Here is a 26,389-nt window from a genome sequence, read left to right on the forward strand (position 1 = left end):
TAAGGTCCAGTTGCCGCCTTCACCCGCGTAACGGATCGACAAACTGCCCATGGCCAGCCGCAAGAAACCGAAAAAGCGCGTCGAGCCGCGTGTCGACAATGGCGCGCCGCGGAAGAAGCAGGCCGCACTTTCCGTCACGGACGAGGATCGCGCGGCACCGCCGCGCAAGAAGGCCTCGACGGCGAAACGCAAGAGCTCCGGCGCGCGCAAGCCGAAGAAGAAGACCGCCCGTTCGCGGCGCTCGCGGTTCGGCCTCACCGGTCTCATCGGCGGCCTGATCTACTGGACCTTCATTCTCGGCATTTGGGGCGGCGTGGCCGCCGCCGGCGTCGTCGCTTGGTATGGTGCGCAGATGCCCTCGGCGACCAGCTGGGAGATTCCCGACCGGCCACCCAACGTGAAGATCGTGGCCGTCGACGGATCGCTGATCGCCAATCGCGGCGCGACCGGCGGCGAGGCGCTCGGCATCCACGAAATGTCGCCCTACATTCCGCAGGCCGTCATCGCTATCGAGGACAAACGCTACTATTCGCATTTCGGTGTCGACCCGGTCGGCCTTGCCCGCGCCTTCGTCACCAACCTCACGTCCGGCCGGCTGGTCCAGGGCGGCTCCACGCTCACCCAGCAGCTCGCCAAGAACCTGTTCCTGTCACCCGACCGAACCGTCGGCCGCAAGGTGCAGGAGGTGCTGCTGTCGTTCTGGCTGGAGCATGAATATTCCAAGGACCAGATCCTGGAGATGTATCTGAACCGGATGTATTTCGGCTCCGGCTCCTATGGGGTGGAGGCAGCCTCCAGGCGCTATTTCAACAAGAGCGCGCGCGACGTGACGCTGCCCGAAGCGGCCCTGTTGGCCGGCTTGTTGAAGGCGCCGTCGCGGCTGTCGCCGGCGCGCAATCCGCATCTCGCCGAGGAGCGCGCCCAGATCGTTCTTGCGGCGATGCGCGACCAGGGCATGGTCACCGACAGCGAGATGACGGCCGCCATGACGCGGCCCGCCACCCGCGCCGCCGCCTACTGGACAGGCTCGCAGCATTACGTCGCCGACGCCGTGATGGAACAATTGCCGGAAGTCGTCGGCGAGGTCCGTCGCGACGTCATTGTCGACACGACCATCGACCTCGTCCTGCAGAAATTCGCCGAGAACGCCATTCGCACCATGATCGCCGAGGAAGGCGAGGAGCGGAAGGTGAGCCAGGGCGCGCTCGTCTCCATCGACAACACCGGCGCGGTGCGCGCCATGGTCGGCGGCTACGACTACGCCAACTCGCAGTTCGACCGCTCGACGGAAGCCAAGCGCCAGCCCGGATCGGCCTTCAAGCCCTTCGTCTATGTCGCCGCGCTGGAGCGCGGAATGACGCCGGATTCGGTACGCAACGACGCGCCGGTGAAGATCGGCAAATGGACGCCGGAAAACTATGGTGGCAAATATTACGGCCCGGTGACGCTGGAAACGGCTCTCGCCAAGTCGCTCAATTCGGTCGCCGCTCAGCTGATCATGGAGGTCGGCGCGGGCAACGTCGTCAAGACGGCCCAGCGCATGGGCATCACCTCCAAGCTTGAAGCCAACGCCTCGCTGGCGCTCGGCACGTCCGAGGTCACGCCGATGGAGCTGACCGCCGCCTATGTCCCCTTCGCTAATGGCGGCTATCGGGCCACGCCCTACATCATCCGCCGCGTCACGACGCTCGACGGCGACGTGCTCTACGAACAGACGGCCGACAACATGGAACGCGCCATCGCGCCGGGCGTGGCCGGCATGATGAACGCGATGATGTCGAAGACGCTGACCGAGGGCACCGCGCGCGCCGCGCATTTTGATCATCCGGCGGCCGGCAAGACCGGCACCAGCCAGAATTCCCGCGACGCCTGGTTCGTCGGCTACACCGCCAATCTGACGACCGGCGTTTGGTTCGGCAATGACGACGGCTCGCCGACCAACAAGGTCACCGGCGGTTCGCTGCCCGCGCGCGCCTGGAAGGCGTTCATGGTCGAGGCCCATCGCGGCGTGCCGTCTGCGCCTCTGCCGGGCACCACCGGCCGCATCGTGACGCCGGTCGCGCGCCCGGCCGACGCGCCGCGCCCGCCCGCGACGATGGGCTCCGGCGGCGACGCGGTGGCGCGAGACGCCTATCCGGCGGCGCCCGACAGCACGACCACCGCATCGACCGGCAATGGCGTTCCGCGCCCGCGCGTCGGGGTGGGCGAACAGGGCAGCGACGCAGGCGGACGCACGGTTCTGGACATCCTGCTCGGGCGCTGAGCCGGACACGTTCTCAACCGCGAACATGCGTCACTCTTGGGGTGTTCGTTCGAAAACCCGGGAATGACGGGGCCGCCCGGGCGTTCCCGCGACGCGCATGGCATTTCAGGCAAGACGCAGGCTTGCAGCCGGAAATGCTGGTTCTTATATACGCCGCAACGCCGCCGCAGAGCGTGTGGCTGCAATCGACAATCCCAAAACAGGGGCCGCCGCAAGGAATGCCGGAATGGGTCCGGGCGGTCTGCTTAGGAGAGGTTATAAAATGGCAAAAGTAATCGGTATCGACCTCGGAACGACCAACTCCTGCGTCGCCGTCATGGACGGCAAGGACGCCAAGGTCATCGAGAACTCCGAGGGCGCGCGCACGACGCCGTCGATGGTGGCTTTTTCCGATGATGGCGAACGTCTCGTCGGCCAGCCGGCCAAGCGCCAGGCGGTCACCAACCCCGAGAACACGCTGTTCGCGATCAAGCGCCTGATCGGCCGCCGCTATGACGACCCGGTCACCGCCAAGGACAAGAAGCTCGTCCCCTACAAGATCGTGAAGGGCGACAATGGCGACGCATGGGTCGAGGCCGGCGGGAAGAACCAGTCTCCGAGCCAGATTTCGGCGATGATCCTTCAGAAGATGAAGGAAACCGCGGAAGCCTATCTCGGCGAGACGGTCGAGCAGGCCGTCATCACGGTCCCCGCCTACTTCAACGACGCCCAGCGTCAGGCGACCAAGGACGCCGGCAGGATCGCCGGCCTGGAAGTCCTCCGCATCATCAACGAGCCGACCGCGGCCGCGCTCGCCTACGGTCTGGACAAGAATGACGGCAAGACCATCGCCGTCTACGACCTTGGCGGCGGCACGTTCGACGTCTCCGTCCTGGAAATCGGCGACGGCGTCTTCGAGGTGAAGTCCACCAACGGCGACACCTTCCTCGGCGGTGAAGACTTCGACATGCGTCTGGTCGAGTACCTCGCCAACGAGTTCAAGAAGGATCAGGGCATCGACCTGAAGAACGACAAGCTCGCCCTGCAGCGCCTCAAGGAAGCTGCCGAGAAGGCGAAGATCGAACTGTCCTCTTCCGCTCAGACCGAAATCAACCTGCCCTTCATCACCGCCGACGCCTCCGGTCCGAAGCACCTGACGCTGAAGCTGACGCGTGCCAAGTTCGAGAGCCTTGTCGAGGATCTCGTCAACCGCACGATCGAACCGATGAAGGCGGCGCTGAAGGATGCCGGCCTCAAGGCAGGCGAAATCGACGAGGTCGTTCTCGTCGGCGGCATGACCCGCATGCCGAAGGTCCAGGAAGTCGTGAAGCAGTTCTTCGGCAAGGACCCGCACAAGGGCGTCAACCCGGATGAGGTCGTCGCGCTCGGTGCGGCCATTCAGGCCGGCGTTCTGCAGGGCGACGTCAAGGACGTGCTGCTGCTCGACGTGACCCCGCTGTCGCTCGGCATCGAGACGCTCGGCGGCGTGTTCACCCGCCTGATCGACCGCAACACGACGATCCCGACCAAGAAGGGCCAGACCTTCTCGACGGCCGAGGACAATCAGAACGCCGTGACGATCCGCGTCTTCCAGGGCGAGCGCGAGATGGCTGCCGACAACAAGCTGCTCGGCCAGTTCGATCTCGTCGGCATTCCGCCGGCACCGCGCGGCGTGCCGCAGATCGAGGTCACCTTCGACATCGACGCCAACGGCATCGTCAACGTGTCGGCCAAGGACAAGGGCACCGGCAAGGAGCACCAGATCCGCATCCAGGCTTCTGGCGGCCTCTCCGACGAGGAAGTCGAGAAGATGGTCAAGGACGCCGAGGCCCATGCCGAGGAAGACAAGAAGCGTCGCGAAAGCGTCGAGGCCAGGAACCAGGCCGAAAGCCTGATCGACTCCACCGAGAAGTCGCTGAAGGACTACGGCGACAAGGTCTCCGAGGAAGACAAGAAGGCCATCGAGGACGCGCTGACCGACCTGAAGGAAGCCGTCGCCGCCGAAACGCCGGACGGCGAGGCGATCAAGGCCAAGTCGCAGACGCTCGCCGAAGCCTCCATGAAGCTCGGCCAGGCCATGTATGAGGCCCAGCAGGCCGAAGAGTCCGCCGCGGCTGAGGCGGATGCGGCTCGGGACGCGGCTGGCGACGATGATGTTGTCGATGCTGACTTCGAGGAAATCGACGAGGACGACGATCAGAAGAAATCGGCCTGATCGGCTCTCTGAAATCCAACGCGAAAGGGCGGTCCTTCGGGCCGCCCTTTTTCGTTGACCGGTCTATCGCAGCGGTTCGATGCGCCGGATCAGCTGGTGGTCGCGGTCGCCCGGCACGTCGTCGAGGATCAGCAGGCTGCCGTCCGGCTCGGTCTGCACCAGCACGATGCCGTTGATTTCGCCGGTCGCCTGGTCGCCGTCGCGATCGCCCTTCAGCGCCGCGCCGAAGACGCGCGTGAGCACCGGCTCCTCCTCGCCACGTACGAGCATCCCGCTGCTGGCGAAAAAGAGGCGGCCGTCGGCGTCGATACCGAGCGGATGGCGCGATTCGATCGGAACCTCGGTGTTCTCCAGCTTGCTGCCCGTTTCCAGGTCGGTTTCCAGCACCTGCCAGGTGCCGTCGCGGTTCTCCGAATCCGTGAACTCCACCTCCGAATATCCGATCAACAGGCGGTCGTCGCCGAGCCGGTACGCCCGGCTCGTGCCGGCGATGGTCTCGTCCGCGAGGAATTTCACGGCCCATTCGCCGCCCTCGCGGCGGAACCGCACCGCGCTGGTGCGATTTTCGCGTTCCTCGAAGGTGGCGACGAACTGGTCGGGGCCGAAGACGGCGATCGAGCGGAGCTGGATGCGCGGCGATTGGCGCGGCCACGCCATCGAGGTGACGACGGGGTTCAGTTCACCTGGCACCGGCCCGAAGATCACCGTCATCGTGCCGGTCTCGGGGTCATAGGCGGCCTCCGCCACATGCACCGTGCCGTCCGGCGCAAACCCGGCGGCCCGTTTCGCGTTGGAGCCGGTCAGAATGTTCGCGCTGTTCAGGACCTCGTCGGCGGCCTTCGGGATCCGGGCGACCGTGGTGACGCGGCTTTTCGCCCATTCGGGCGCGATCTCGTAGAGCGACAAGCGCTTCTGCGCCCAGGCCTTCAGATGGGTGTCGAAGACGTCGTTGAGCGGCGGCAGTTCAGCCGAGAGAAGGGCCGTGTGGCGCGTGAAGAAGGCCGACGCGTAGGCCTGCATCTTGTCGGGCGTCGGCTGCCTGACGTCGATGACTCGGCAATCGGCCTCGAGCGCGGGATAATCGGCCTGTGTGACGGTGTATTCCTCCGGGATCGAGGCGCCCATCTCCTTCACCAGATCGAGATAGCGGGCCCGCCAGCGCGCCATGTCGGGATCCTGCGCCGCCTCGTCCTGCAGGATCGCCGCCGTCAGCCGGTCGGCGTGATACTCGCGGCAATTGACGTCGTAGTCGTAGCGGGCCGTGTGGTCGAAGTCGTAGCGATAGGTGATCGCGTGGGCGCTCTCATGCGTCGCGAGAAGCCACTGGTTGAAGCGCGCCAGTTCCAGCGCCTCGGTCGGCGAGGTGAAGAAGCCGTCCGGATCCCAGTTGCCGTCGGTCAGCACCGTGCTCCACGTGCTCCAATATTCGCCGACCTCCTCCGGTTCAGGCATGTCGCCGACGATGATCTCGTCTTCGAAGGGCGCGTAATACCAGTAGGTTGTGGTGTGGGAGCCGATCTTCCATGCGTTCCAATGCGCCCAGGAAAGGCCGTGCTCGCCATAGAGGTCGATGATCTCGCCGATCACGGCGTTCATGTCGCCGGCGGCGATCGCGTCGCGCGGCCCGGCATCGGCCCCGGAGGCGAGGGTAGCCGCCAGAACGGACGCCGAAAACGCCGCACCCAAGAATTTCTGCGTCGAATTCGGGCTGAAACGGGCTTCGACCATGAGTTCAGGACCTTTTCCTGAGCGATCGCGGCATTTGCCTATGGCAATGACGCGCCGCATTTCCTATGTGACCGCCATACACGTCCGGGGAAGTGGGGCCCGGGACAGCACAGAACTATCCTACGATCAAAGCGGCGGGAATGTCGAAACAGGATTTTTACGATACACTTGGCGTCGACCGAGGGGCCGATGAAAAGGCGCTGAAAAGCGCCTATCGGAAACTGGCGATGAAGTATCACCCGGACCGCAACCCGGGCGACAACGACGCCGAGGCGCGCTTCAAGGAAGTCAACGAGGCCTACGAGACGCTGAAGGACCCGCAGAAACGCGCGGCCTATGATCGTTTCGGCCATGCGGCGTTCGAGAATGGCGGCATGGGCGGTGGCGGCGCCGGTTTCGGCGCGGCCGGCTTCTCCGACATTTTCGAGGACATTTTCGGCGAGATGATGGGCGGCGGACGATCCCGCCGCGGCGCCGGCGGCCGCGAGCGCGGCGCCGACCTGCGCTACAACATGGAGATCACGCTCGAAGAGGCCTATGCGGGCAAGACCGCGCAGATCCGCGTGCCGTCTTCCATGACCTGCGAGGTCTGCCACGGATCCGGCGCCAAGCCCGGTTCCGAACCGGTCACCTGTTCGACCTGCGGCGGCGCCGGCCGCGTGCGCGCCGCCTCCGGCTTCTTCTCCATCGAACGCACCTGTCCGGCCTGCAACGGCCGCGGCCAGACGATCGAGGATCCCTGCACCAACTGTCACGGCGAAGGCCGGGTCACGCAGGAGCGCTCGCTGTCGGTCAACATTCCCGCAGGCATCGAGGACGGCACACGCATTCGCCTTGCCGGCGAGGGCGAGGCCGGGTTCCGCAGCGGACCTGCTGGCGACCTCTACATCTTCGTCTCCGTGAAGCCGCACGAATTCTTCCAGCGCGACGGCTCCGACCTCTATTGCAAGGTGCCGATCTCGATGGTCCAGGCCGCGCTCGGCGGCCATTTCGAGGTCGCGACGATGGACGGCGCCTATACGCGGGTGAAGGTGCCGGAAGGCACCCAGTCCGGCCGCCAGTTCCGCCTCAAGGGCAAGGGCATGCCGGTGCTGCGCCAGCCGCAGATGGGCGACCTCTACATCCAGATCGCCGTCGAGACGCCGCAGAACCTGTCCAAGCGCCAACGCGAGTTGCTGCAGGAGTTCGAGGACATCTCCGCCCATGAGAACAGCCCGCAATCGACCGGCTTCTTCTCGCGCATGAAGGAATTTTTCGGCGGTGGCGACTGACGGCCCGCCCACGACCTTGCGGTCCGCTGCGGCGAAAGTGTCCCGCAAGGCCGTGATCAAGGCGCGCTTCGCCGATCAGGTCCGCTTTTTCGGCTCTCTCCTGCGCGCCCCCCGCGCCGTCGGCGCGATCGCGCCGACCTCCTCGGAGACGGCGCAGCTGATGGCCTCCCACATCACCACGGCGTCCGACCTGCCGGTCCTCGAACTCGGTCCGGGAACCGGGGCCATCACCGCGGCCATCCTCGCCACCGGCATTGCGCCCGGCCGGCTCTTCGCCGTCGAATACTCCGCCGCCTTCTGCCGCCTCCTGAACGAGAAATTCGCCGGCGCGCAGTTCCTGCAGGGCGATGCCTTCGACCTCGACGCGACGCTGCGCGCCCATCTCGGCGACGCCGCGCCCGAGCGCTTCGATTGCGTGATCTCCGGCCTGCCGCTCTTGAATTTCCCCAAGGAGAAACGCGTCCAGCTGCTGCACGCCGCGCTTTCGGTGCTGGAACCCGGCCGGCCCTTCGTCCAGTTCTCCTACGGCCTCATCCCGCCCATCGACATCGCTGAACCCGGCATCGCGGTCACCCGCTCGCGCTGGATCGTGCGCAACGTGCCGCCGGCGCGGGTATGGGTCTATCGCCGCAGGGCCTGACCGTCCGACCAGAACCGTCCGCCTTCCAGGAGCAGCAATGGCCTTCCCGAAAATCCTCGTCTTCGCCGGATCCGTGCGGTCCGGCTCGTTCAACCGGCAACTGGCCGCCGCCGCCGTCAAGACACTGGCGCTGAGCCAGGCCGAGGTGACGCACATATCGCTTGCCGACTATCCGCTGCCGCTGGTCGACGAGGATCTGAAGAACGAAAAGGGCCCGCCGGAAAACGCGGTCAAGCTGGCCCGTCTCTTCGCGGCCCATGACGGGCTGTTCCTGGCCTCGCCGGAATACAACGCCTCCATTCCGCCGCTGGTGAAGAATACGATCGACTGGATCAGCCTCGTCAAGGCGGATGGCGACACGCCGATCAAGCCTTTCGCCGGGCTGACCGTGGCGCTCGGCGCGGCCTCCAACGGCCGGCTCGGCGGTATTCGCGGCCTGTACCACCTGCGCGCCGTGATGATGAATGTCGGCACGCAGGTCGTCTCCGAACAGGTCTCCATCCATGCTGCGGCCAAGGCCTTCGGCGAGGACGGCATGCCGACCGACGAACGCCAGGTTGCCCTCCTCAACAAGACCTGCCGCGCCCTTCTCGACCATTGCACGCCGGGCCGCGGTCGCTGAGGCGGTGTACGCCCTCTATCTGACCCACCCTCAGGTCGAGATCGATCCCGCCAGGCCCGTTCCCGAATGGAGCCTGAGCGCCGAGGGCAGGCGGCGTGCCGGGATCGTTCGCGCCGCGTCGTGGGTCGGCGAGATCGGGCGCATCGTCTCGAGCACGGAGCGCAAGGCGCTTGAAACGGCCGGCGTGATCGCCGAATGCGCGGGCCTGCCGGTCGAAGCCGAAGAGCGCATGGGCGAGAACGACCGCAGCGCCACCGGCTTCCTGCCGCCGTCGGAATTCGAGGCCGCCGCCGACCGTTTCTTCGCTCATCCGCATCTCAGCTTCCGCGGCTGGGAGACCGCAGCCGACGCACAGGCGCGCATCGTCGCCGCCGTCGATGACGCTCTGGCCGCGCACGATCCGTCGGTTCCGGTGCTGTTCGTCGGCCATGGCGGCGTCGGGACGCTGTTGAAATGCGCCATTGCGCGCCGGCCGATCGATCGGCGCGAGGATCAGGGTCCGGGCGGGGGCGGCATGCTCTTCGGCTTCGACCTTGTGAAGCGCCGGTTGCTGTGCGATTGGACGCCCATCGAATCGTTCAAGGACCTGCCATGGATAGAGCCGCCGCCAGGGACCGCCTGATCGTCGGGCTGGACCTTCCGACCGTGAACGAAGCCGAGGCGATGGTCGCTGCGCTCGGCGACACTGTTTCCTTCTACAAGATCGGCTATCAGCTCGTCTTCGCGGGCGGGCTGGAATTCGCCCGCGATCTCGCCGCCTCCGGCAAGCGCGTCTTCCTCGACATGAAGCTCCTGGACATCGACAACACCGTGGCCAAGGGCGTCGAGAACATCGCCAGGATGGGCATGACGATGCTGACCGTTCACGCCTATCCCAAGGCGATGGCGGCTGCCGTGCAGGCCGCCAGTGGGTCGGGTCTCTGCCTTCTGGGCGTGACCGTGCTCACCTCGATGGACGACGCCGATCTGCGCGACGCCGGCTACCAAGACAAGGCGGCGGATCTCGTGGCCAAGCGCGTCGCCCAGGCCCGTGCATGCGGCATGGGCGGTATCGTCTGCTCGGCCGCCGAATCTGCGCAGGTTCGCTCGATCGTCGGCCCGGACATGGCCGTGGTCACGCCTGGAATTCGGCCCGCGGGCGCCGCGGCCGGCGATCAGAAGCGTGTCGTCACGCCGGCGGACGCGATCGCCGCCGGATCGAGCCACCTCGTCGTCGCGCGTCCCATTGTCGCGGCACCCGATCCCGGGGCGGCGGCGGAAGCGATCCTCACCGAAATGCAATCGGCGCGCTGAAGCGCCGGCCAGGGAGCAGAACATGGCAAAAGGATACTGGGTTGGCCGGATCACCGTGCACGATCCCGAGCGCTACAAGGACTATGTCGCCACCGCGACGCCGGCCTATCAGGAATATGGCGCGAAATTCCTCGTGCGCGGCGGTCAGATCTCGGCCGTCGAGGGAGAGGCCCGTCCGCGCAACGTGGTGATCGAGTTCGAGAGCTACGAGAAGGCGCTGGCCTGCTACAATTCCCCGGCCTACACCGCCGCCCGCAAGATCCGGCAGGAAATCGCCGATGGCGAACTGATCGTGGTGGAAGGCACCGAAGGCTGAGCGCTTCGTCTTTGCCGCCGGACGTCGTCATCCGGGCGGCAGGCGCGATCGACGTGCCGGCGCTGCACGCCGTGGAGGCGCGGGCGTCTCGGCTCTTTGCCGATCACGGCTTCCCGCTGGTCGGCGCGGCGCCCTGGCCGATCGACGATTTCGCCGGTTTCTTGCGCGACAACGCCACGCTCGTCGCAACGGATGTCGAAAGGCCGGTCGGCTTCGCGGTCTCCGGGCCCGTCGACGACCTCTGGTGGCTGAAGGAACTCTCCGTCGATCCCGATTTCATGGGCCGCGGCTTCGGCACCGCGCTGATCGAGGCCGTGTGCGCCGAGGCGCGTGGCGCGCAGGTGCGGCGCCTCGGCCTGTCGACATTCCGCGACGTGCCGTTCAACGCGCCCTTCTACGCCCGGCGCGGGTTTCGCGTCATGAACCCGGATACCGCACCCGAGGCATGGCGGAACCGCTTCGAATCGGAGGTTCCGGACGGCGCCAGCCGCGCCGATCGCGTGCTCATGATCCGCGAATTGTACACATGACCGGCGATTTTCCTGCGACTTACGTCGGATGTGACCCCGCAGGATGTTGCAATGCAGCGTCCGAATGTTAACTTTCCTTGCGGTGGAGGGTCACGCCTCGCGCCCGCTATCCGGCCGCGACAGGAAAGGCAGACTGATCGATGTTCTACCACCTCTATGAAGCAAACCACGCGCTGATGCAGCCCTGGCGGGCCGCCGTGGATGCGACCCGGCTGTTTTTCCGCAATCCCCTGAACCCGATCTCGATGACGCGGGCCGGACGCACGGCGGCGGCGTGGTGCGAAGTGTTCGAACGCGCGACGCGGCGCTACGGCAAGCCGGCTTTCGACCTGCCGCAGACCGAGATCGACGGCCAGACCGTGGATGTGCACGAGAAGGTGATCTGGTCGAAGCCCTTCTGCAACCTGATCCATTTCCGGCGTGAACTGGCCCGGCCGCGCCCGGCCGATCCGAAGGTTCTCCTGATCGCGCCGATGTCGGGGCACTACGCCACGCTGCTGCGCGGCACGGTGGAGCGGTTCCTGCCGGAAGCCGATGTCTACATCACCGACTGGGTGGACGCGCGCTGCGTGCCGCTTTCCGAAGGCCGTTTCGATCTCGACGACTATATCGACTACGTCATCGAGATGCTGCATCTGCTGGGCCCCGAGACGCATATCGTCGGCGTCTGCCAGCCTTCCGTGCCGGTGCTTGCCGCCGTGGCGCTGATGGAAAGCCGCAACGATCCCAACGTGCCGCTGTCGATGACGTTGATGGGCGGCCCGATCGACACGCGCTGCAATCCGACGGCGGTCAACGACCTCGCCGAGAAGAAGGACATCGACTGGTTCGAGCGCAATGCCGTCATGCAGGTGCCGCTCCCCAATCCGGGTTTCATGCGCAAGGTCTATCCGGGCTTCCTGCAGCTGACCGGCTTCATGACGATGAATCTCGATCGTCACCTGATCGCCCAGAAGGACTTCTTCATGCATCTGGTGCGCGACGACGGCGATTCGGCGGAGAAGCACCGCGACTTCTATGACGAGTATCTCGCCGTCATGGACCTCACGGCGGAGTTCTACCTTCAGACCGTCGAAACCGTCTTCATCGACCATGCGCTGCCGAAGGGCGTGATGACCCATCGCGGCGAACCGGTCGATCCCAAGGCGATCCAGCGTGTCGCGCTTCTGACCGTCGAGGGAGAGAACGACGACATCACCGGCCGCGGCCAGACGAAGGCCGCCCACGACCTGTGTTCATCGATCCCCGACGCGATGAAGATGCATTACGAACAGCCGCGTGTCGGCCATTACGGCGTCTTCAACGGGTCACGGTTCCGCAAGGAGATCGCGCCGCGCATGCTCGATTTCATGCGCGCGCGCTCGCGATTCGCCGGCGAAAGCGGCAAGCGTGCCGCCGCGACGACCGCCGCCTGACCGGCAGTCTAGGCAGTCAAAACTCTCCCGAAAGGGGCCGCTTGCGGCCCCTTTTTTGTGCCTGGTGCCGCGCGGTAACCATATTGGCAGCTATTGCGACCTTGCCCGTTGTGCAATTCGGCCGGTGCGTTTAACGTTTTGTTAACCTTGCTGGTCGGGTCCAGGGGAGCATCGGGTAGTGAAAATTTTCGGGACTATTGCCTTGGCGTCGGCCGTCGCCGCCGTCATGTCCGGGGCATCCCTGGCGGCCGGGTCGATGAAGACCGGCGGTCTGACATCCCAGCCGATCGGCCACTATGATTTCTGCCGCATCTATCGCGAGGAATGCGAGCGCCAGCCCCGCGCCGTTCGTCCGCTGCATCTCGACAGCGGTTCCTGGAACGCGATCCTCAACATCAACGCCACGGTCAACATGGTGATCGAGCCGAAGAGCGATTTCGACATCTACGGCAAGGAAGAGGTCTGGACCTATCCGGAGAGCGCCGGCGACTGCGAGGACTACGTTCTTCTGAAGCGCCAGCTCCTCGTCAACGAGGGCATTCCCTCCGCCAACCTGCTGATCACCGTGGTGCGCAAGCCGGACGGCGAGGGCCATGCGGTCCTGACCGTGCGCACCGACCGCGGCGATTACGTCCTCGACAACCTGACCACCAAGGTCATGCTGTGGAAGGACACGCCTTACACCTATCTGAAGCGCCAGTCGGCCCAGCATGCGGGCCATTGGGTGTCGATCGAGATGCCGGACCAGACCGTCGTCGGTTCGGTGAAGTAGTCGGTCACGCGCGCAGAAGCGTTTCGAAACGGCGCAGCCCCTCCGAGGAAAACAACAGCGTCCGCGACCCGTCGCGGCGGTGGATCCAGCCCTTCTCGAGGAAGTGCGTCAGCACCGCCGCCCCGAGGCCGCCGGCCAGATGCGGGCGGCGTTCCGACCAGTCGAGACAGGCACGGCAAAGCGGACGCCTCGCCCGTTTCAGCGGGCCCGGGTCGATGCCGAAGCGCGCGATCACCTCTTCGCCCCTCGGCGTCAGCCCGACATTGGCGTCGTCTCCTGCCAGCACGCCGGATTGGCGCAGGCCGCCGAACAGGCGCACGCCCATCGCCCCGGCAAGGTGATCGTAGCAGATCCGTGCCTCGCGCAGGTGCGGGTCCCGCGGGCCGGTGCTGATCGCGGCGCCTTCGGGGCTTGCTGCCAGCACGCTCAGCGTCTCGACCAGATGCGCCGCTTCCGCGCTGGCGATGCGGTAGTAGCGATGACGCCCCTCGCTCGCGACGGCGAGCAGCTTTCCGTCGATCAGCTTGGCGAGGTGCGAACTTGCGGTCTGGGCGCTGACGCCACCCGCCCGCGCCAGCTCGCCCGCCGTCAGCGCGCGGCCGTCCATCAGCGACAGCATCATCTGCGCGCGGGCCGGGTCGGCCAGCAGTGCCGCCAGTCGGGTGATGTTGGGGCCTGTCGTATCGGTCATGCGCAGACGGTATCCTGATAGTCTCGCCAACGCTTCGATCGGCGTCGAAACATCGAGTGCACCCTGCGGCTAGCCTGAACAGGCCAGAGCCGAAAGGGAAGCACGAACATGACCGATCTTGCCGACGATTTCCGATCCGTCCGCCGCGATGTTGTCGCTCGCAGCGTCCGGGCCTTCCGGCATCTCCTGGCGGCTGTGCGCAGGGCGGCAGCGAGGCGCCGCACGCGCAGGCAATTGGCCGCGCTCGAGGAATTCAGGCTGGATGATGTCGGGCTCAGCGCCGCCGATGCTTCAAGGGAGATCGGCAAGTCGTTTCCCGGCCGTGCGCAGGCCGGCCGGCCGCCGATCGAAACCTGGCGGTGAGGCCGCCGGCGTTAGCCGCGCATCTGCCGCTTGGCGCAGGCCGGCCCCGGTCCGCGCATGTAATGGCGCTCCGGATGATACTGTCGCCAGACGAGGCCGCGCATCGTGGCCAGCACGTGTCCGAATGACCGGATCAAGATCATGTCCGTATTCCCGCAATGAGGCGATTCGCCTTCAGTCCCTACCGGCACAACCCTATGCCGCAGACAGTGAACCTCCTGTGAATATCCGCCGGAGACAGTATTCCAGCCGACATTTTATCGCATTGCAGCATTACTTTTTTTGGTGCGGCAGGAAATTCCGCCCGGGCCACCGGGCCACCGGGGCGTCAGGCGTTTCCGATCGCCATGCCGGCCGCGAACACCAGCGCGCCGCCCAGCACCACCTGGAAGATCGCCCGGCTCCAGGGCGTCTCCATCCAGCGTTTCTGGATCCAGGCGATCGCCCACAATTCGATGACGACGACGATCATGGCGATCACCGTCGCGGTCCAGAAATGCGGGATCAGATAGGGCAGGGCGTGGCCGAGGCCGCCGACCGCCGTCATGATGCCGGTGGCAAGCCCCCGCTTGATCGGCGAACCGCGCCCGGAGATGACGCCGTCGTCGGAGGCGACCTCGGTGAAGCCCATCGAGATGCCTGCACCGACGGAGGCGGCCAGGCCGACCAGGAAGGTGGTCCAGGGATCCTGCGTCGCGAAGGCCGTAGCGAAGATCGGCGCCAGCGTGGAGACCGATCCGTCCATCAGGCCGGCCAGCCCCGGCTGGACATAGGTCAGGATGAATTGCCGCCGCTCGACCTGGTCCTCGGCCTCGCGCACCTCTTCCGGCAGATGCTTGGCTTCCAGCTCTTCGGCGGTCGTCTGGTGGCCCGCTTCCGCCAGCGCCAGCTCGCCGAGCAACTTGCGGGTGTCGGCGTCCTCGCATTGCTGGGCGGCGCGCAGATAGAAGCGATGCGCCTGCGCTTCCATGATCGCGGCCTGCGCGCGCACCTTCTCGATGCCGAGCGGCCGCACCAGCCAGTCCGGCTTCCTCTCGTAGTAGCCGCGCACATGCTCGCGCCTGATCAGCGGAATGTGGTCGCCGAAACGCTTCTTGTGCAGGTCGATCAGCCGGGCGCGGTGCGTCGTCTCCTCCTCGGCCATTTCCTCGAAGATCTTCGCGGAGTTCGGATAATCCTCGGCGAGCCCGTCGGCATAGGCGAGATAGATGCGTGCGTCGTCCTCCTCCGAGGAAATGGCGAGCGCGAGAATCTCCTGTTCGCTCAAGGACTTGAAGTCGCGGCGCGCGGAGGGGAACAGACGTTGCAGCATGGGAGGCGAATTCCAATTTAGAATGGTTCTAAATTATGGAGAGTTTGCCCTTTGTCAAGAAACAGAACGCCGCACCGGCTATTGTTGCGCCAATGTCATATTTGGGGGACGAATGGCTGCGATGGCCCTGGAGATCGAACGCAAATTCCTCGTCGAGAACGGCGACTGGCGTGAGGCGACGGAAACGTCGCGCCGGATTGTCCAGGCCTATCTGGCGCTGGACGGCGACGTCTCCGTGCGCATCCGCATTTCCGACGACCGCGCCGCGCGTATCGCCGTCAAGATCGGCCAGTCGGGCCTCAATCGCGAGGAGTTCGAATATCCCGTCCCGCTCGAAGACGCCCGCCGAATGATCGCCGCCAATGCCCGGCGCCTGATCGAGAAGACCCGCTACACCGTCACCTTCGAGGGGTTCCTGTGGGAGGTCGACGCCTATGAGGGCGCGCTGTCGGGCCTTGTGATCGCCGAGGTGGAGCTGGAGAGCGAAGACGACGATCCCCGCCTGCCCGCCTGGGTCGGCCGGGAAGTCACCGGCGACAATGACTGGTCGAATGCGCGGCTCGCCATTGCGGGCCTGCCGGAAGAGACGCGAGTGTGACCGTCCACCGATGAGCGACCGTATTCGGCCCGGAGAACCGCTGACCGACGAGGTCGTCCGCATTGCCGGCAAGCAGTACGGCAAGGCGATCAGGATCCTGCGTGACGAGCCGAAGGGACGTTACGAGGCGATTCACGACGCGCGCAAGCGTTTCAAGCGCCTCAGGGGCCTCTACCGGCTTGTGCGCGAGGCGGCGCCCGAATTCTGCGCCCGGGAGAACGCGCGCCTGCGCGACACGGCCCGCACCCTGTCGGCCGTGCGCGACGCGACGGCGCTGGTGGAGGCGCTCGACCGGTTGCTCGGCGATTGCGAGACTGACGAATGCCGTCAGGCGCTCACCTCGGTTCGCGACCGCCTCGCGGGCCGCCGCGATGCGATCGCCGCTAGCCAGACGGATCTCGACGCGCGGATGGTGGCGGCGATCGAGGCCTGCGAAGCGGGCCTTGCCTCTCTCTGCGACCTGAAATTGCCCGGCGGCGGCAAGACCGCCGTCGACGTCCTGGCGCGCGGGACCTCGAAGACCTACGGTCGCGCCGTCAAGGCGCTGGCCTGCGCCCGCGAGACCGACGCTCCCGCCGACTGGCACGAGCTGCGCAAGCACGTCAAATACCACTGGACGCACCTGCAATTGCTGCGGCCGGCCTGGCCGGGCGCGATGGACGCCCGCGCCGGTGTGGCAGATCAGGTCGCCGAAGCGCTTGGTGACGACCATGATCTGGCCGCCCTGTCGGCACTGATCGCTGCCGAACCGGACTTGGCGGGCGACGCCGGCGAGATCGACATCCTGCGCGGTATGATGGCGGCGCGGTCCGAACGGCTGCATGCACAGGCGCGCGCGATGCTCACGCACCTCCTGCAGGACGATCCCGCTATTATTCGCAGCCGTGTCGCGGCACTCCTGCGCGCCGCCGCCGCCGCCGACTGACCGGCGCGCCGGAAGCGCCCTTCACACCATTCAAATGCAACGTTTTTTCTTCGGCTTCCGGCAACCCTCCCGCTTAAGCAAGGAACAACGCTTGATGACTATCCTGCGACAGGTTGGCACAGTTGCGTGTCGACGAAGCGCTGCGGACAAGATGGGGGCGCAGTATGTTTGTGCGTTTTTTACATGATAAGACCGGCGCGACCGCTGTCGAATACGGCGTGATCGCGGGCATAATTTCTGTTGCACTTGTAACCGGCGCGACCGCGATCGGTTCGACACTCAATGCGAAGTTCAACCTGGTTGGCACCACGATCGGTCCCGGCCTGGATTCCAATTCCACGGGCGGTGCCGGCGGCGGCGGGGGTAGCAACTCTTCGTCCTTCTGATCCGGCTCGCATAACCGTTCGCCATTCGGCGGCGCGGATTTACCGCCGCGTCAGCCGCCAGCTTCGCAATTCGAAGGGCATCAAGGCATGCGGGCGCTCGCGTGGCATCCGCTCCTCCAGAATGTTGATTGCGCGCCCGCCCGTCCATCCGTCGGGCAGGGTGAAATCGAATGCGCCGCGCCGTCCGGCCGGTTCATAGACGCGCAGCACCAGGCCGTCGCCATTCTCCGCCGGCTTCAGCGCCGACAGCGCGGCCGGTATGCCCTTGAAGGAGACGAGCGACGCGCTGAAGGGCGCCAGCCCGCTGGCGAAGACCGCGACCGGCGGCTGGTTGAGCCACTCGGCCTGTTCGCGCACGCCGCCTTCGTGCCAGTCGCCCGGATGCGGGTAGAGCGAATAGGTGAAGGTCTGCGTTCCCTCGTCGGCCTGCGGGTCCGGCCAGACGGGGCCGCGCACCAGGCTCAGCCCGAGAACGTTCTTCTTGGCGCTGTGGCCGTATTTCGCGTCATTGAGCAAGGCGACGCCGAAGCCCGGCTCCGACAGGTCGCAGAAGCGGTGCCCGGGCACTTCGAACTGCGCCGCGTCCCAGCTCGTATTCACATGCGTCGGCCGTTTGACCACGCCGAGCGCGCATTCGAACGTCGCCTCGCGCGCCGAAACGGCAATCGGATTGACCGTGCGCACCAGGGCGCGCCGGTCGTGCCAGTCGATCTCGGTCTCGATGTCGAGGCGGCGGCCGTTGGCGCTCAGCGCATAGGTCTGCGTGATGGTCGAATTGCGCCAGGCCTTCACCACCCGGATCGCCCCGCGCTGCGCACTCGCCTCCGAGATGCCCATGCCGCGAATGTCGGTGATCTCCGCCCCGCGCAGCGCGTAGTCGTCCTCGATGTCCCAGGCGTCCCAGTAGCGCGGCTTGTCGGCGGGATAGACCCACAGCTGGTTACCGCGCCCGTCCAGCGCCTCGCGGCCGGTTTCCTTGTGGATCAGGCTGCTGATCGTGCCGTCCGCGCCGAACACGACCTTCAGATGGGCGTTCTCCAGCCGGTTCGCGGTCACGACCAGGCCGGGCGTCGGCGTCAACCTGTCGAAATCGAGAACCTTCACGCCCAGCGCGGGCACGGTCTCGTCGGCCGCCACGCGCTGGCCGTCGGGCAGGGCGAAGCTCAGGGGGCGATCTGTCGCCGAAGGGTTGGCGACGATCAGCGCGTTCTCGATGCCGCCCTTCGGCAGGTGCTGCTCGATCACCGCCATCGCCGCGCGATGCGCCGCCCGGGCGAGCTTCTGCACGTTGCCGAGTTCGCGTTCCGCGTCGCGCGCGGTCTCGGCGATGCCCGAGCCCGGCAGAATGTCGTGAAACTCGTTCTTGAGGACGAGCCGCCAGGCCGGCTCCAGGTTCACGGGCTGCGGGCCGCCGAGCAGCATGGCCATCGACGCGAGCGTTTCCGCCGTGATCAGGGCGCGTTCGGCGTGGCGGTGCAGCTTCTTCACGGCACTTTGCGTCGTCAGCGTCGCGCGATGCAGTTCCAGGTAGATCTCGCCCGACCAGACCGGGTAGCCGCGATCCGGTTCGCCGGCGCGGGCGCGGTCGAAGAAGCGTCCGACGCGGCCCCATTGGGCCTGCGGCAGGGCGGGAAACTGGCGCAGCTGCGTTTCGCGCTCCACCATTTCCGGCGTCACGCCGCCCCCGCCGTCGCCATAGCCGACCGCCAGAAGCGTCTCGTCATGCTGGGTCTTGCCGCGGAAATTTTTCCAGGTCGGCAACAGGCAGTCCGGGCGCACGAAACCGTTGTAGCCGGCCATCGGATTGTCGAATGTGTGCGTCAGCACCCGCGAGCCGTCGAGGCCCTCCCACCAGAACAGGTCGTGGGGAAAGGCGTTCGTCTCCGACCAGTTGACCTTGATGGTGAAGAAATGTTCCAGCCCGCCCTGGCGAAGGATCTGCGGCAGCGCGCCGGAAAAGCCGAAACAGTCCGGCAGCCAGCAAACCTTGTGGCGCACGCCGAACTGCTTTTCGAAATAGCGTTGCCCGTAGAGCACCTGGCGCACAAGGCTCTCGCCGGTCGGCATGTTGGTGTCGGGCTCCACCCACATGCCGCCGATCGTTTCCCACCGGCCTGCCGCCGCCTTCTTGCGGATCATTTCCAGAAGCGCGGGATCGTCCTCTTCGAGCTGCGCGTAATAGGCCGCGGTCGACTGGTTGAAGACGAAATCCGGGGAGGCGTCGATCAGCGACAGAGCGGTGCGGAAGGTGCGCTGGATCTTGCGGCGCGTCTCTTCCCATGGCCACAGCCAGGCGAGATCGATATGCGCATGGCCGGTCAGCACCACCTGGCCCTGCGGCGGGAAGCGCTGCTTGAGAAGCGCCAGCGCCGAGACCAGGCTGTCATAAGCCGCGACCACGCCGCGCCGCTCGTCCTCGTTCAACCCGTCCGGATCGGACTTCAGCTCCGGCAATTGCCAGATCGTCTGTTGCTGCTCGGAGCGCGAGACGCGGGCGATGTAATTGGCCGTATCCGACGGCCAGTCGAGATTGCGCAACGCCGTTTCGGCCGCGTTGAGCATGTGCGGCACGACCTCGTGGTCGCCCAGCGCGCTCACCGCTTCGCCGATCTGGGTCAGCAGCAGGTGCAGGCGGTGCACCGGCAGGTCGATCCAGGCCAGCCGCGCGGCGATCAGGCGTGGCTCGCGCACCGGCTGGCCGAAGGGCTTGCGCGCGACGCTCTCGGCGCGAATGTCGAGCGAGCGCCCGCGCAACGAATACTCGCGGTGATTGGGGTCATGGCCGAAGGAGACCGCATCAAGGCCGGGCTGCGACAACGTCACGAGGCTCTCGCCGCCGAGGTCGAGGATCAGCCGCGTCGCGTCGAGCGGCCAGTGGGTGGGAACGCTCGCATGCGCCGCGAATTCCAGCACGCCTTGCGCCGTCGGCCAGGCCCCGCCCAGTTCGATCGGCGCGCCGTCTACGGTCCATCCGTCCACGGTCAGGCTTTCGCGCTCGCGCCACCAGACGAGTTCCGACGTCCGCTCCTGCAGGCGGTCCAGGCGTTGAGAGATGGTGAGCGGCATGGCCGGTGTTCCGGTTCCTCTTCGAATCGCGCCGATCATGCGGCGACGGGCCCCGTCTTGCAAAGCCGAAAACGCCGCGCGCGACCGATCGGTCCCTCCCGCGCGCAATCTGCCGCAGCGTCATCGGTCGGGCGCGCTTGACGCCGACCGGTGCGCGGGCGCATGACAAGGCATCCAGACCAGACATCCCGCCATGCAACAGCACCTCTCGTCCCAGCCGGCGCGCGCGCCGCTCTTTCAGCCGAAGATCCTGACCACGCTCAGGAGCTATGATCGCGAGACATTCGTCGCCGACATCCTCGCCGGGCTGACCGTCGCGCTGGTCGCCCTGCCGCTCTCGATCGCCATCGCCATCGCCTCGGGCGCCGAACCGGGCGTCGGCCTGGTGACCGCCGTCATCGGCGGCTTCTTCATTTCGGCCTTCGGCGGCAGCCGCGTGCAGATCGGCGGGCCGACAGGCGCGTTCATCGTCGTCGTCTACGGCGTCATCGCCGCCCACGGCTATGAGGGCCTCGTCACCGCCACCTTCATGGCCGGGCTGATCCTCATCGTGTCCGGCTGGCTGCGCATCGGCAATCTCATCCGCCACGTGCCCGAACCGGTGATCAACGGCTTCACCGTCGGGATCGCCGTCATCATCGGCGCCAGCCAGCTGCGCGACGCGCTCGGACTGCAGGCCGCGAACCTGCCGGCCGAATTCATCGCCAAGATGGAAGGCATGTGGGCGGTGCGCGACAGTTTCAACCTGACCGCGCTGGCCGTCACCGCCGGCACCGGTGTCCTGATCGTCGTGTTTCGCCGCGCCGCGCCGCGCTTGCCCGGGATCATCTTCGCCATCATCATCGCCTCGCTCGTGGTCTGGGCGCTGAACTTGCCCGTCGAGACGATCGGCTCTCGCTATGGCGGCATCCAGTCGGCACTGCCGATGCCGGGACTGCCGGATCTCTCGCCGGAGAAACTGGCCGAACTCTTCCCCTCGGCGCTGATCATCGCCTTTCTCGCGGGCATTGAATCGCTCCTGTCGGCGATCGTTGCCGACCGCATGGTCTCCGGCAGGCATCGGCCGAACGCGGAAGTCGTGGCCCAGGGGATCGCTAACACGGCCTCGGCTCTGTTTGCCGGCCTGCCGGCCACCGGCGCCATTGCCCGCACCGCGACCAATGTGCGCGCCGGCGGCCGCACGCCCGTCGCCGGTATCGCGCATGCGCTGTTCATCCTCGCCTTCATGCTGGTCGCAGCGCCTCTGGCCAACTACCTGCCGATGCCGGCGCTTGCCGCGATCCTGCTGCTCACGGCCTGGAACATGGCCGAAGTGGACGAACTCAAGCACCGGCTCTCACCCTCCGTGCGCCTGTCGGATCGGGGGCTTTTGGTGGTCACGATGCTTCTGACGGTGATCGTCGATCTCACGGTTGCCATCGGCGTCGGCGTCGCCATCGGGCTGGCGCTTCGCATCCGCCGCCGTGACATCGACCCCCCGGAGTGGAACGCGCCGAAGCATTAGGCGCTGCGCTCAATCGCTTCCCCGCCCATTCCAGCCACACAGGCACATTGCCGTCGAGACCCCATCGCGGGCATGATTGCGCCATGACGAACCCGGACAAGGCCAAGGCGGCGCTGATCGCCGACCTGATCGCGGAAGGCTTCGACGAAGCGCGCGTGACGCGGGCCGACGCCATCCCGCAGGCGCCGGACCGCTTGCGCGCCTTTCTGGATGCCGGCCACCACGGCACCATGGACTGGATGGCCGAGACCGAGGAGCGGCGTGGCGATCCGACAACGCTCTGGCCGCAGGCGCGCTCGGTCGTGCTCGCGGCGATGAATTACGGGCCGGACGACGGCGACGATCCGCTCGATGCGCTTGACCGGCGCGACCGGGCGACGATCTCCGTCTATGCGCGCCACCGCGACTATCACGATGTCATCAAGGGAAAGCTGAAGCAGGCCGCCGGGCGTTTCGCGGCGAAGACGGGCGCGCAGGTGAAGGTCTTCATCGACACGGCACCGGTGATGGAAAAGCCGCTTGGTGCCGCGGCCGGGCTCGGCTGGCAGGGCAAGCACACCAATCTCGTCAGCCGCAGGCTCGGGTCGTGGTTTTTCATCGGCTCGATCTTCACCGACATGGAGCTTCCGCCGGACGAGCCGGAGATCGACCATTGCGGCTCCTGTCGCGCCTGCCTCGACATCTGCCCGACGGACGCTTTTCCCGCGCCCTACCGGCTCGACGCGCGGCGCTGCATCTCCTATCTCACCATCGAGCATGCGGGGCCGATTCCGGTCGCGTACCGCAGGCCGATGGGAAATCGCATCTACGGGTGCGACGACTGCCTCGCGGTCTGCCCGTGGAACAAGTTCGCCAGCGCGGCCTCCGAGGCCAAGTTGAAGGCGCGCGACGACCTCAAGGGCCCGGCGCTTGACGACCTGCTGACGCTGGACGACGCGGGCTTTCGCGCCCTGTTCTCCGGCTCGCCGATCAAGCGGATCGGCCGCGACCGTTTCCTGCGAAACGTGCTGATCGCGGCGGGCAACAGCGGCACGGCGGCATTGTCGGAACGGATCGAACCGCTGCTCGGCGATCCGGACCCGGTGGTGCGCGGCGCGGCGGTCTGGGCCTTGCGGGAGGTCGGGGATGCCGGCCGCTTCACGGCGCTGCGTGATGCGCGGCTGGCGGAAGAAGACGACGAAACAGTGCAAGAGGAATGGACACGGCCATGAAGGTCTTCATTTTCGGCGCGGGCTTTTCCGGCCGCGCTTTCGGACGGTTGCTGGCCGAGAACGGCGTGACGGTCACGGGAACGACCCGCTCGCCCGAAAAGGCCGCGGCGTTGCGAGACGAGGGCATCGAACCGTGCCTGTTCGACGGCACGGCGACGCCGCAACTGATCGCGGCGCTGCAGGGAACGACGCATCTCGTCATCTCCATCGCGCCCGACGAAGACGGCGATCCCGTGCTCGGCATGTTGCGCAACGCCATCGCCGCGCTGCCGGACCTGCAATGGATCGGCTATCTGTCCACCGTCGGCGTCTACGGCAATCATGACGGCGCGTGGGTGTCCGAGGAGACGGAATGCCGGCCGGTGTCCCGGCGCTCCGTCCAGCGGCTCGCGGCCGAAACAGCGTGGATCAAATTCGCTGCCGAGATCCGCAAGCCGCTATCGATCCTGCGGCTTTCGGGCATTTACGGACCGGGGCGCAACGCCTTCGTGAACCTCGAACGGGGCACGGCGAAACGGCTGATCAAGCCCGGCCAGGTCTTCAACCGCATCCATGTGGACGACATCGCGGGGGCGCTCGATTTTCTTGCCCGGGGACAAGCAGACGGCATCTACAACGTCACCGATGACGAGCCCGCGCCGCCGCAGGATGTTGTCGAATATGCATGTTCTTTAATGAAAGTTGATTTGCCGCCGGCGCTTGACTTCGCGACTGCCACACTTTCGCCCATGGCGCGCTCCTTTTACGGCGAGAACAAGCGCGTCTCGAACGCGAAGCTCAAACAGGCCGGGTACGCTTTCGTCCACAGCGACTACAAGACGGCTCTGACAACCATGTGGACCGAAGGAAATTGGCACTGAGAGCGGGGAACGCCCGGTCGGAACCATAACGCGCCAGAACGGCCCCGGTTCCATCCCGACGTCCCCTTGCCAAGCAACGGGGTACTGAATTGAAAACGAGACTTCTTGGCGTGGCCATCGCGGCCGCGACGACTGCCGGCTGTGTGCTTACCGCAACCACACCGGCCTCCGCGCAATGCGGAAGCGCGTCCTGGTACGCGCTTCATTCGCGCACCGCTTCGGGCGAGATGATGAACCCGGCGCAGCTGACCGCGGCGCACAAGACGCTGCCGTTCGGCACCAAGGTCAAGGTCGTCAACAAGTCGACCGGCAAATCGGTGGTGGTGCGCATCAACGACCGCGGCCCCTTCATCAAGGGCCGGATCATCGACCTGTCCAAGGCCGCCGCAAGCCAGATCGGCATGATCCGCTCCGGCCACGCGCCGGTCTGCATCGCGACCATCAGCTGACGAAAAAGCCCGCTCACCGGTCGGCAATGCCGGTGAGCGGGCTCAAAGCCTGGCGTCAGCGATGACGCGTATCAGGAATCCGCGCTGCCGCGCGCCTGGTGGACCGCCTTCAGCGCCCGGTCCAGATAGATGTCGCGATCATAGATGTCGGAGAAATACTCCACCTTGCCTTCGGCCGTCGGCCAGGCGGTGTAGTAGGAAATGAAGACCGGCACCTTCTTGGCGACCTTCTCCGCCTTCTCGCCGCCGCCGGCGGCGATCATCGAGCGCACATAATCCTCGCTCTTGCCGAGCACCGCGGCGGCCATGGCCTGCGGCTGCTGCAGGCGCACGCAACCGTGGCTGAACGCCCGAACGTCGCGGTCGAACAGGTGCCGCGACGGCGTGTCGTGCATGTAGATCGAGTGCTTGTTGGGGAAGAGGATCTTCACCTCGCCCAGCGCGTTGCTCGGGCCGGGCTTCTGGCGCACGTCATAGGGCACCTTGCCGGAATAGTTCCACCACTGCACGCTGGCCGAGGAGACACGGCGGCCCGACGCGTTGGTGACCTCGTAACCCGCGCGATCGAGATAGCTCGGGTCGCGATAGAGCTTCGGCAGCATCTCGTTGACGATGATCGACTGCGGCACGCCCCAATAGGGGTTGTAGACCACGGTCTCGACCTCGTCGAAGAAGAAGCTCGTCTGGTTGGACTTCTTGCCGATCACCGCCCGCGTGGACAGCTTGTCGACGCCGTTTTCCGTGTAGGTCGCGCGGAAGGCCGGCTGGTTGATCACCACGTGGCGCATGCCGAACTCTTCGGGATGCCAGCGCAGCCGCTCCATCGCCAGTTCGACGCGTTCGACCTTCGAGGCGTGACCGACGTCGCTCAGATGCGAGATGGTGTTCCGGCCGACGATGCCGTCCGGCACGAGGCCGTTCTCGCGCTGGAAATCCCTCACCAGTTCGGCGATCGCATGGGTATATTCCTCGCCGCCGAGATATTCGGCGAAGGTCGCGGCATGCTTGACGCGCGTTTCCTCGCTGACGCGCTTCCTGAGCGCCTTGACGATCAGCGGCAGCGCCGGCTCGGTCTGGCCGACCTTGACGAAGGTGCCGGAGGGGATGACGATCTCGTCCACATCCTCGGCCCGCAATGAGGCGAGCTCGCGCTTCAGCGCGGCATATTCTTCCTGGCGCGGCTCGAGCGTCTTCAGCCAGAAGCCGGGATTCTTCGTCTTCGACAGAATGCCGATCGTCTGTTCGGCGCCGAGGCGCGGCAGCGGGAAATCGTGATAGCCCGACAGCTTGTCCGGAATGACCGCGCCGTCCTTGACGTCCTGCGCGTAGCGGATCGCGCGCGCCGACAGGGTCATCTCGAAGGCGAGCAGGTCGGCGGTGCGGCCGGCCGGATTGTCCATCGACCAGCCGTCACGCGGCACGGCGACGGCGTAATCGGCGGCTTCCAGCCCCTGGTCGGCGGCCTTTTCAAGCATGGCGGCGACGGCCTTCGCCTCGTCGGTGACACTGTTGCCGCGCGACCAGATGAACTTCGGATTGGCCGCGTAATGCGCCTTCAGCGCGGCGGCGATGTCCTTTTCCATCGTCAGGCTGGTGTCCGGCGCGAGCGCGGTCGCTTCGGCGAACCGCCGGCTCTCGAAATCGAGGCTCGGCTCGAGCCCGCCCGCCTGCTCGGCTTCGGGCATCAGCGACGCGATCGAAACGGTGGTCATCGCTTCGGGCTTGTAGGTGTAGTAGCGAGGGCTGGAGACCGTGACGATCTTGGCCGGCGCCGCGCGGCGGACTTCCTCCTGCCGGCGCTCCTCGCGCTTCTTGCGTCCCCCGCCGAACAGCAATTCGTGCAACTGCACCTGCGCCTGCGACGGCACGGAGAAAACAGGGACCGCAGGAATCGCGATCGCTGCCGTCAACATCAAATTCAAAATACGTTTGGAAATCACGGCAAACTCCGCTTCGTTCGCTTTCCTGCCCCGACGGCAC

25 protein-coding genes are annotated in these 26,389 nt (G+C 66.2%); 19 read left to right on the top strand and 6 right to left on the bottom strand.

The genetic code is table 11. The annotated features are described in order from the left end of the window. Positions 1 to 49: 49 nt before the first annotated feature. Together MRY80_RS22340 and dnaK are read left to right on the top strand one after the other, a co-directional pair. The gene (locus tag MRY80_RS22340; protein ID WP_293293457.1) at positions 50 to 2,263 is read left to right on the top strand and encodes a transglycosylase domain-containing protein; all 2,214 of its coding nucleotides are present in this window, start codon (positions 50 to 52) and stop codon (positions 2,261 to 2,263) included. Positions 2,264 to 2,525: 262 nt separating this feature from the next. Further along, positions 2,526 to 4,457 carry a molecular chaperone DnaK gene (gene dnaK / locus MRY80_RS22345; RefSeq protein ID WP_293293458.1) on the top strand — a complete coding sequence of 644 codons (1,932 nt, stop codon included), beginning with the start codon at positions 2,526 to 2,528 and terminating at the stop codon, positions 4,455 to 4,457. Positions 4,458 to 4,520: 63 nt separating this feature from the next. Here dnaK and MRY80_RS22350 read toward each other — a convergent pair whose 3' ends face one another. Next, positions 4,521 to 6,185, bottom strand: a complete 1,665-nt coding sequence (locus MRY80_RS22350) for a hypothetical protein (protein WP_293293459.1) — start codon at positions 6,183 to 6,185, stop codon at positions 4,521 to 4,523. 140 nt (positions 6,186 to 6,325) lie between these two features. Here MRY80_RS22350 and dnaJ point away from each other — a divergent pair, with 140 nt between their 5' ends. From dnaJ to MRY80_RS22395, 9 genes are all read left to right on the top strand, one after another. Beyond that, positions 6,326 to 7,456 (top strand): molecular chaperone DnaJ, encoded by a 1,131-nt coding sequence (gene dnaJ, locus MRY80_RS22355; RefSeq protein WP_293293460.1) that lies wholly within the window; start codon positions 6,326 to 6,328, stop codon positions 7,454 to 7,456. Between the two features lie 37 nt (positions 7,457 to 7,493). Then, positions 7,494 to 8,096, top strand: coding sequence for a methyltransferase domain-containing protein (locus MRY80_RS22360; RefSeq protein WP_293294193.1), 603 nt, complete (start codon positions 7,494 to 7,496; stop codon positions 8,094 to 8,096). A gap of 37 nt (positions 8,097 to 8,133) precedes the next feature. Then, positions 8,134 to 8,718 carry an NAD(P)H-dependent oxidoreductase gene (locus MRY80_RS22365; RefSeq protein WP_293293461.1) on the top strand — a complete coding sequence of 195 codons (585 nt, stop codon included), beginning with the start codon at positions 8,134 to 8,136 and terminating at the stop codon, positions 8,716 to 8,718. A gap of 4 nt (positions 8,719 to 8,722) precedes the next feature. Then, positions 8,723 to 9,340: a histidine phosphatase family protein gene (locus MRY80_RS22370; RefSeq protein WP_293293462.1), complete on the top strand. Its 618-nt coding sequence runs from the start codon at positions 8,723 to 8,725 to the stop codon at positions 9,338 to 9,340. After that, complete coding sequence (pyrF, locus tag MRY80_RS22375; protein ID WP_293293463.1) at positions 9,310 to 10,011, top strand: orotidine-5'-phosphate decarboxylase; 702 nt, start codon at positions 9,310 to 9,312, stop codon at positions 10,009 to 10,011. The genes MRY80_RS22370 and pyrF overlap by 31 nt, the downstream gene beginning before the upstream one ends. A 22-nt stretch (positions 10,012 to 10,033) precedes the next feature. Further along, positions 10,034 to 10,327 (top strand): DUF1330 domain-containing protein, encoded by a 294-nt coding sequence (locus MRY80_RS22380; RefSeq protein ID WP_293293464.1) that lies wholly within the window; start codon positions 10,034 to 10,036, stop codon positions 10,325 to 10,327. Between the two features lie 11 nt (positions 10,328 to 10,338). After that, positions 10,339 to 10,857 carry a GNAT family N-acetyltransferase gene (locus tag MRY80_RS22385; protein WP_293293465.1) on the top strand — a complete coding sequence of 173 codons (519 nt, stop codon included), beginning with the start codon at positions 10,339 to 10,341 and terminating at the stop codon, positions 10,855 to 10,857. 140 nt (positions 10,858 to 10,997) lie between these two features. After that, positions 10,998 to 12,272 carry a polyhydroxyalkanoate depolymerase gene (gene phaZ, locus MRY80_RS22390; protein ID WP_293293466.1) on the top strand — a complete coding sequence of 425 codons (1,275 nt, stop codon included), beginning with the start codon at positions 10,998 to 11,000 and terminating at the stop codon, positions 12,270 to 12,272. Between the two features lie 202 nt (positions 12,273 to 12,474). Then, positions 12,475 to 13,044, top strand: coding sequence for a transglutaminase-like cysteine peptidase (locus MRY80_RS22395; protein WP_293293467.1), 570 nt, complete (start codon positions 12,475 to 12,477; stop codon positions 13,042 to 13,044). A 4-nt stretch (positions 13,045 to 13,048) separates the two neighbouring features. Here MRY80_RS22395 and MRY80_RS22400 read toward each other — a convergent pair whose 3' ends face one another. Beyond that, positions 13,049 to 13,735 (bottom strand): winged helix-turn-helix domain-containing protein, encoded by a 687-nt coding sequence (locus MRY80_RS22400; protein ID WP_293293468.1) that lies wholly within the window; start codon positions 13,733 to 13,735, stop codon positions 13,049 to 13,051. A 108-nt stretch (positions 13,736 to 13,843) separates the two neighbouring features. Between MRY80_RS22400 and MRY80_RS22405 the strand changes: the two genes are divergently transcribed. Further along, a complete protein-coding gene (locus tag MRY80_RS22405) occupies positions 13,844 to 14,098 on the top strand; it encodes a DUF1127 domain-containing protein (RefSeq protein ID WP_293293469.1) in 255 nt (84 codons plus the stop codon). Between the two features lie 11 nt (positions 14,099 to 14,109). On the opposite strand, the gene MRY80_RS22410 is transcribed toward MRY80_RS22405, so the two are convergent. Further along, entirely contained in the window at positions 14,110 to 14,241 is a 132-nt protein-coding gene (locus MRY80_RS22410; RefSeq protein WP_293293470.1) for a hypothetical protein, read from the bottom strand. Between the two features lie 185 nt (positions 14,242 to 14,426). Next, entirely contained in the window at positions 14,427 to 15,410 is a 984-nt protein-coding gene (gene mbfA / locus MRY80_RS22415; RefSeq protein WP_293293471.1) for an iron exporter MbfA, read from the bottom strand. 121 nt (positions 15,411 to 15,531) lie between these two features. Here mbfA and MRY80_RS22420 point away from each other — a divergent pair, with 121 nt between their 5' ends. The 3 genes from MRY80_RS22420 (at position 15,532) to MRY80_RS22430 (ending at position 17,319) form a co-directional block, all read left to right on the top strand. After that, the gene (locus tag MRY80_RS22420; protein ID WP_293294195.1) at positions 15,532 to 16,008 is read left to right on the top strand and encodes a CYTH domain-containing protein; all 477 of its coding nucleotides are present in this window, start codon (positions 15,532 to 15,534) and stop codon (positions 16,006 to 16,008) included. A 10-nt stretch (positions 16,009 to 16,018) separates the two neighbouring features. After that, positions 16,019 to 16,933: a CHAD domain-containing protein gene (locus MRY80_RS22425; RefSeq protein WP_293293472.1), complete on the top strand. Its 915-nt coding sequence runs from the start codon at positions 16,019 to 16,021 to the stop codon at positions 16,931 to 16,933. Between the two features lie 122 nt (positions 16,934 to 17,055). Then, positions 17,056 to 17,319 carry a Flp family type IVb pilin gene (locus MRY80_RS22430; RefSeq protein ID WP_346433416.1) on the top strand — a complete coding sequence of 88 codons (264 nt, stop codon included), beginning with the start codon at positions 17,056 to 17,058 and terminating at the stop codon, positions 17,317 to 17,319. Between the two features lie 39 nt (positions 17,320 to 17,358). On the opposite strand, the gene MRY80_RS22435 is transcribed toward MRY80_RS22430, so the two are convergent. Next, entirely contained in the window at positions 17,359 to 20,385 is a 3,027-nt protein-coding gene (locus MRY80_RS22435; RefSeq protein WP_293293473.1) for a glycoside hydrolase family 38 C-terminal domain-containing protein, read from the bottom strand. 193 nt (positions 20,386 to 20,578) lie between these two features. Between MRY80_RS22435 and MRY80_RS22440 the strand changes: the two genes are divergently transcribed. The 4 genes from MRY80_RS22440 (at position 20,579) to MRY80_RS22455 (ending at position 24,409) form a co-directional block, all read left to right on the top strand. Further along, entirely contained in the window at positions 20,579 to 21,889 is a 1,311-nt protein-coding gene (locus MRY80_RS22440; protein ID WP_293293474.1) for a SulP family inorganic anion transporter, read from the top strand. An 83-nt stretch (positions 21,890 to 21,972) separates the two neighbouring features. Beyond that, positions 21,973 to 23,100 (top strand): tRNA epoxyqueuosine(34) reductase QueG, encoded by a 1,128-nt coding sequence (gene queG / locus MRY80_RS22445; protein WP_293293475.1) that lies wholly within the window; start codon positions 21,973 to 21,975, stop codon positions 23,098 to 23,100. Beyond that, entirely contained in the window at positions 23,097 to 23,960 is an 864-nt protein-coding gene (locus MRY80_RS22450; RefSeq protein ID WP_293293476.1) for an SDR family oxidoreductase, read from the top strand. Before queG ends, MRY80_RS22450 begins: the two co-directional genes overlap by 4 nt. Positions 23,961 to 24,070: 110 nt before the next feature. Continuing rightward, positions 24,071 to 24,409, top strand: coding sequence for a septal ring lytic transglycosylase RlpA family protein (locus MRY80_RS22455; RefSeq protein ID WP_293294198.1), 339 nt, complete (start codon positions 24,071 to 24,073; stop codon positions 24,407 to 24,409). 71 nt (positions 24,410 to 24,480) lie between these two features. On the opposite strand, the gene MRY80_RS22460 is transcribed toward MRY80_RS22455, so the two are convergent. After that, positions 24,481 to 26,319 carry a L,D-transpeptidase family protein gene (locus tag MRY80_RS22460; RefSeq protein ID WP_293293477.1) on the bottom strand — a complete coding sequence of 613 codons (1,839 nt, stop codon included), beginning with the start codon at positions 26,317 to 26,319 and terminating at the stop codon, positions 24,481 to 24,483. Positions 26,320 to 26,389 lie beyond the last annotated feature (70 nt).

The sequence above is a fragment of the Oricola sp. genome (genome assembly GCF_022763245.1).
In the GTDB taxonomy this organism is placed as follows: Bacteria; Pseudomonadota; Alphaproteobacteria; order Rhizobiales; family Rhizobiaceae; genus Oricola.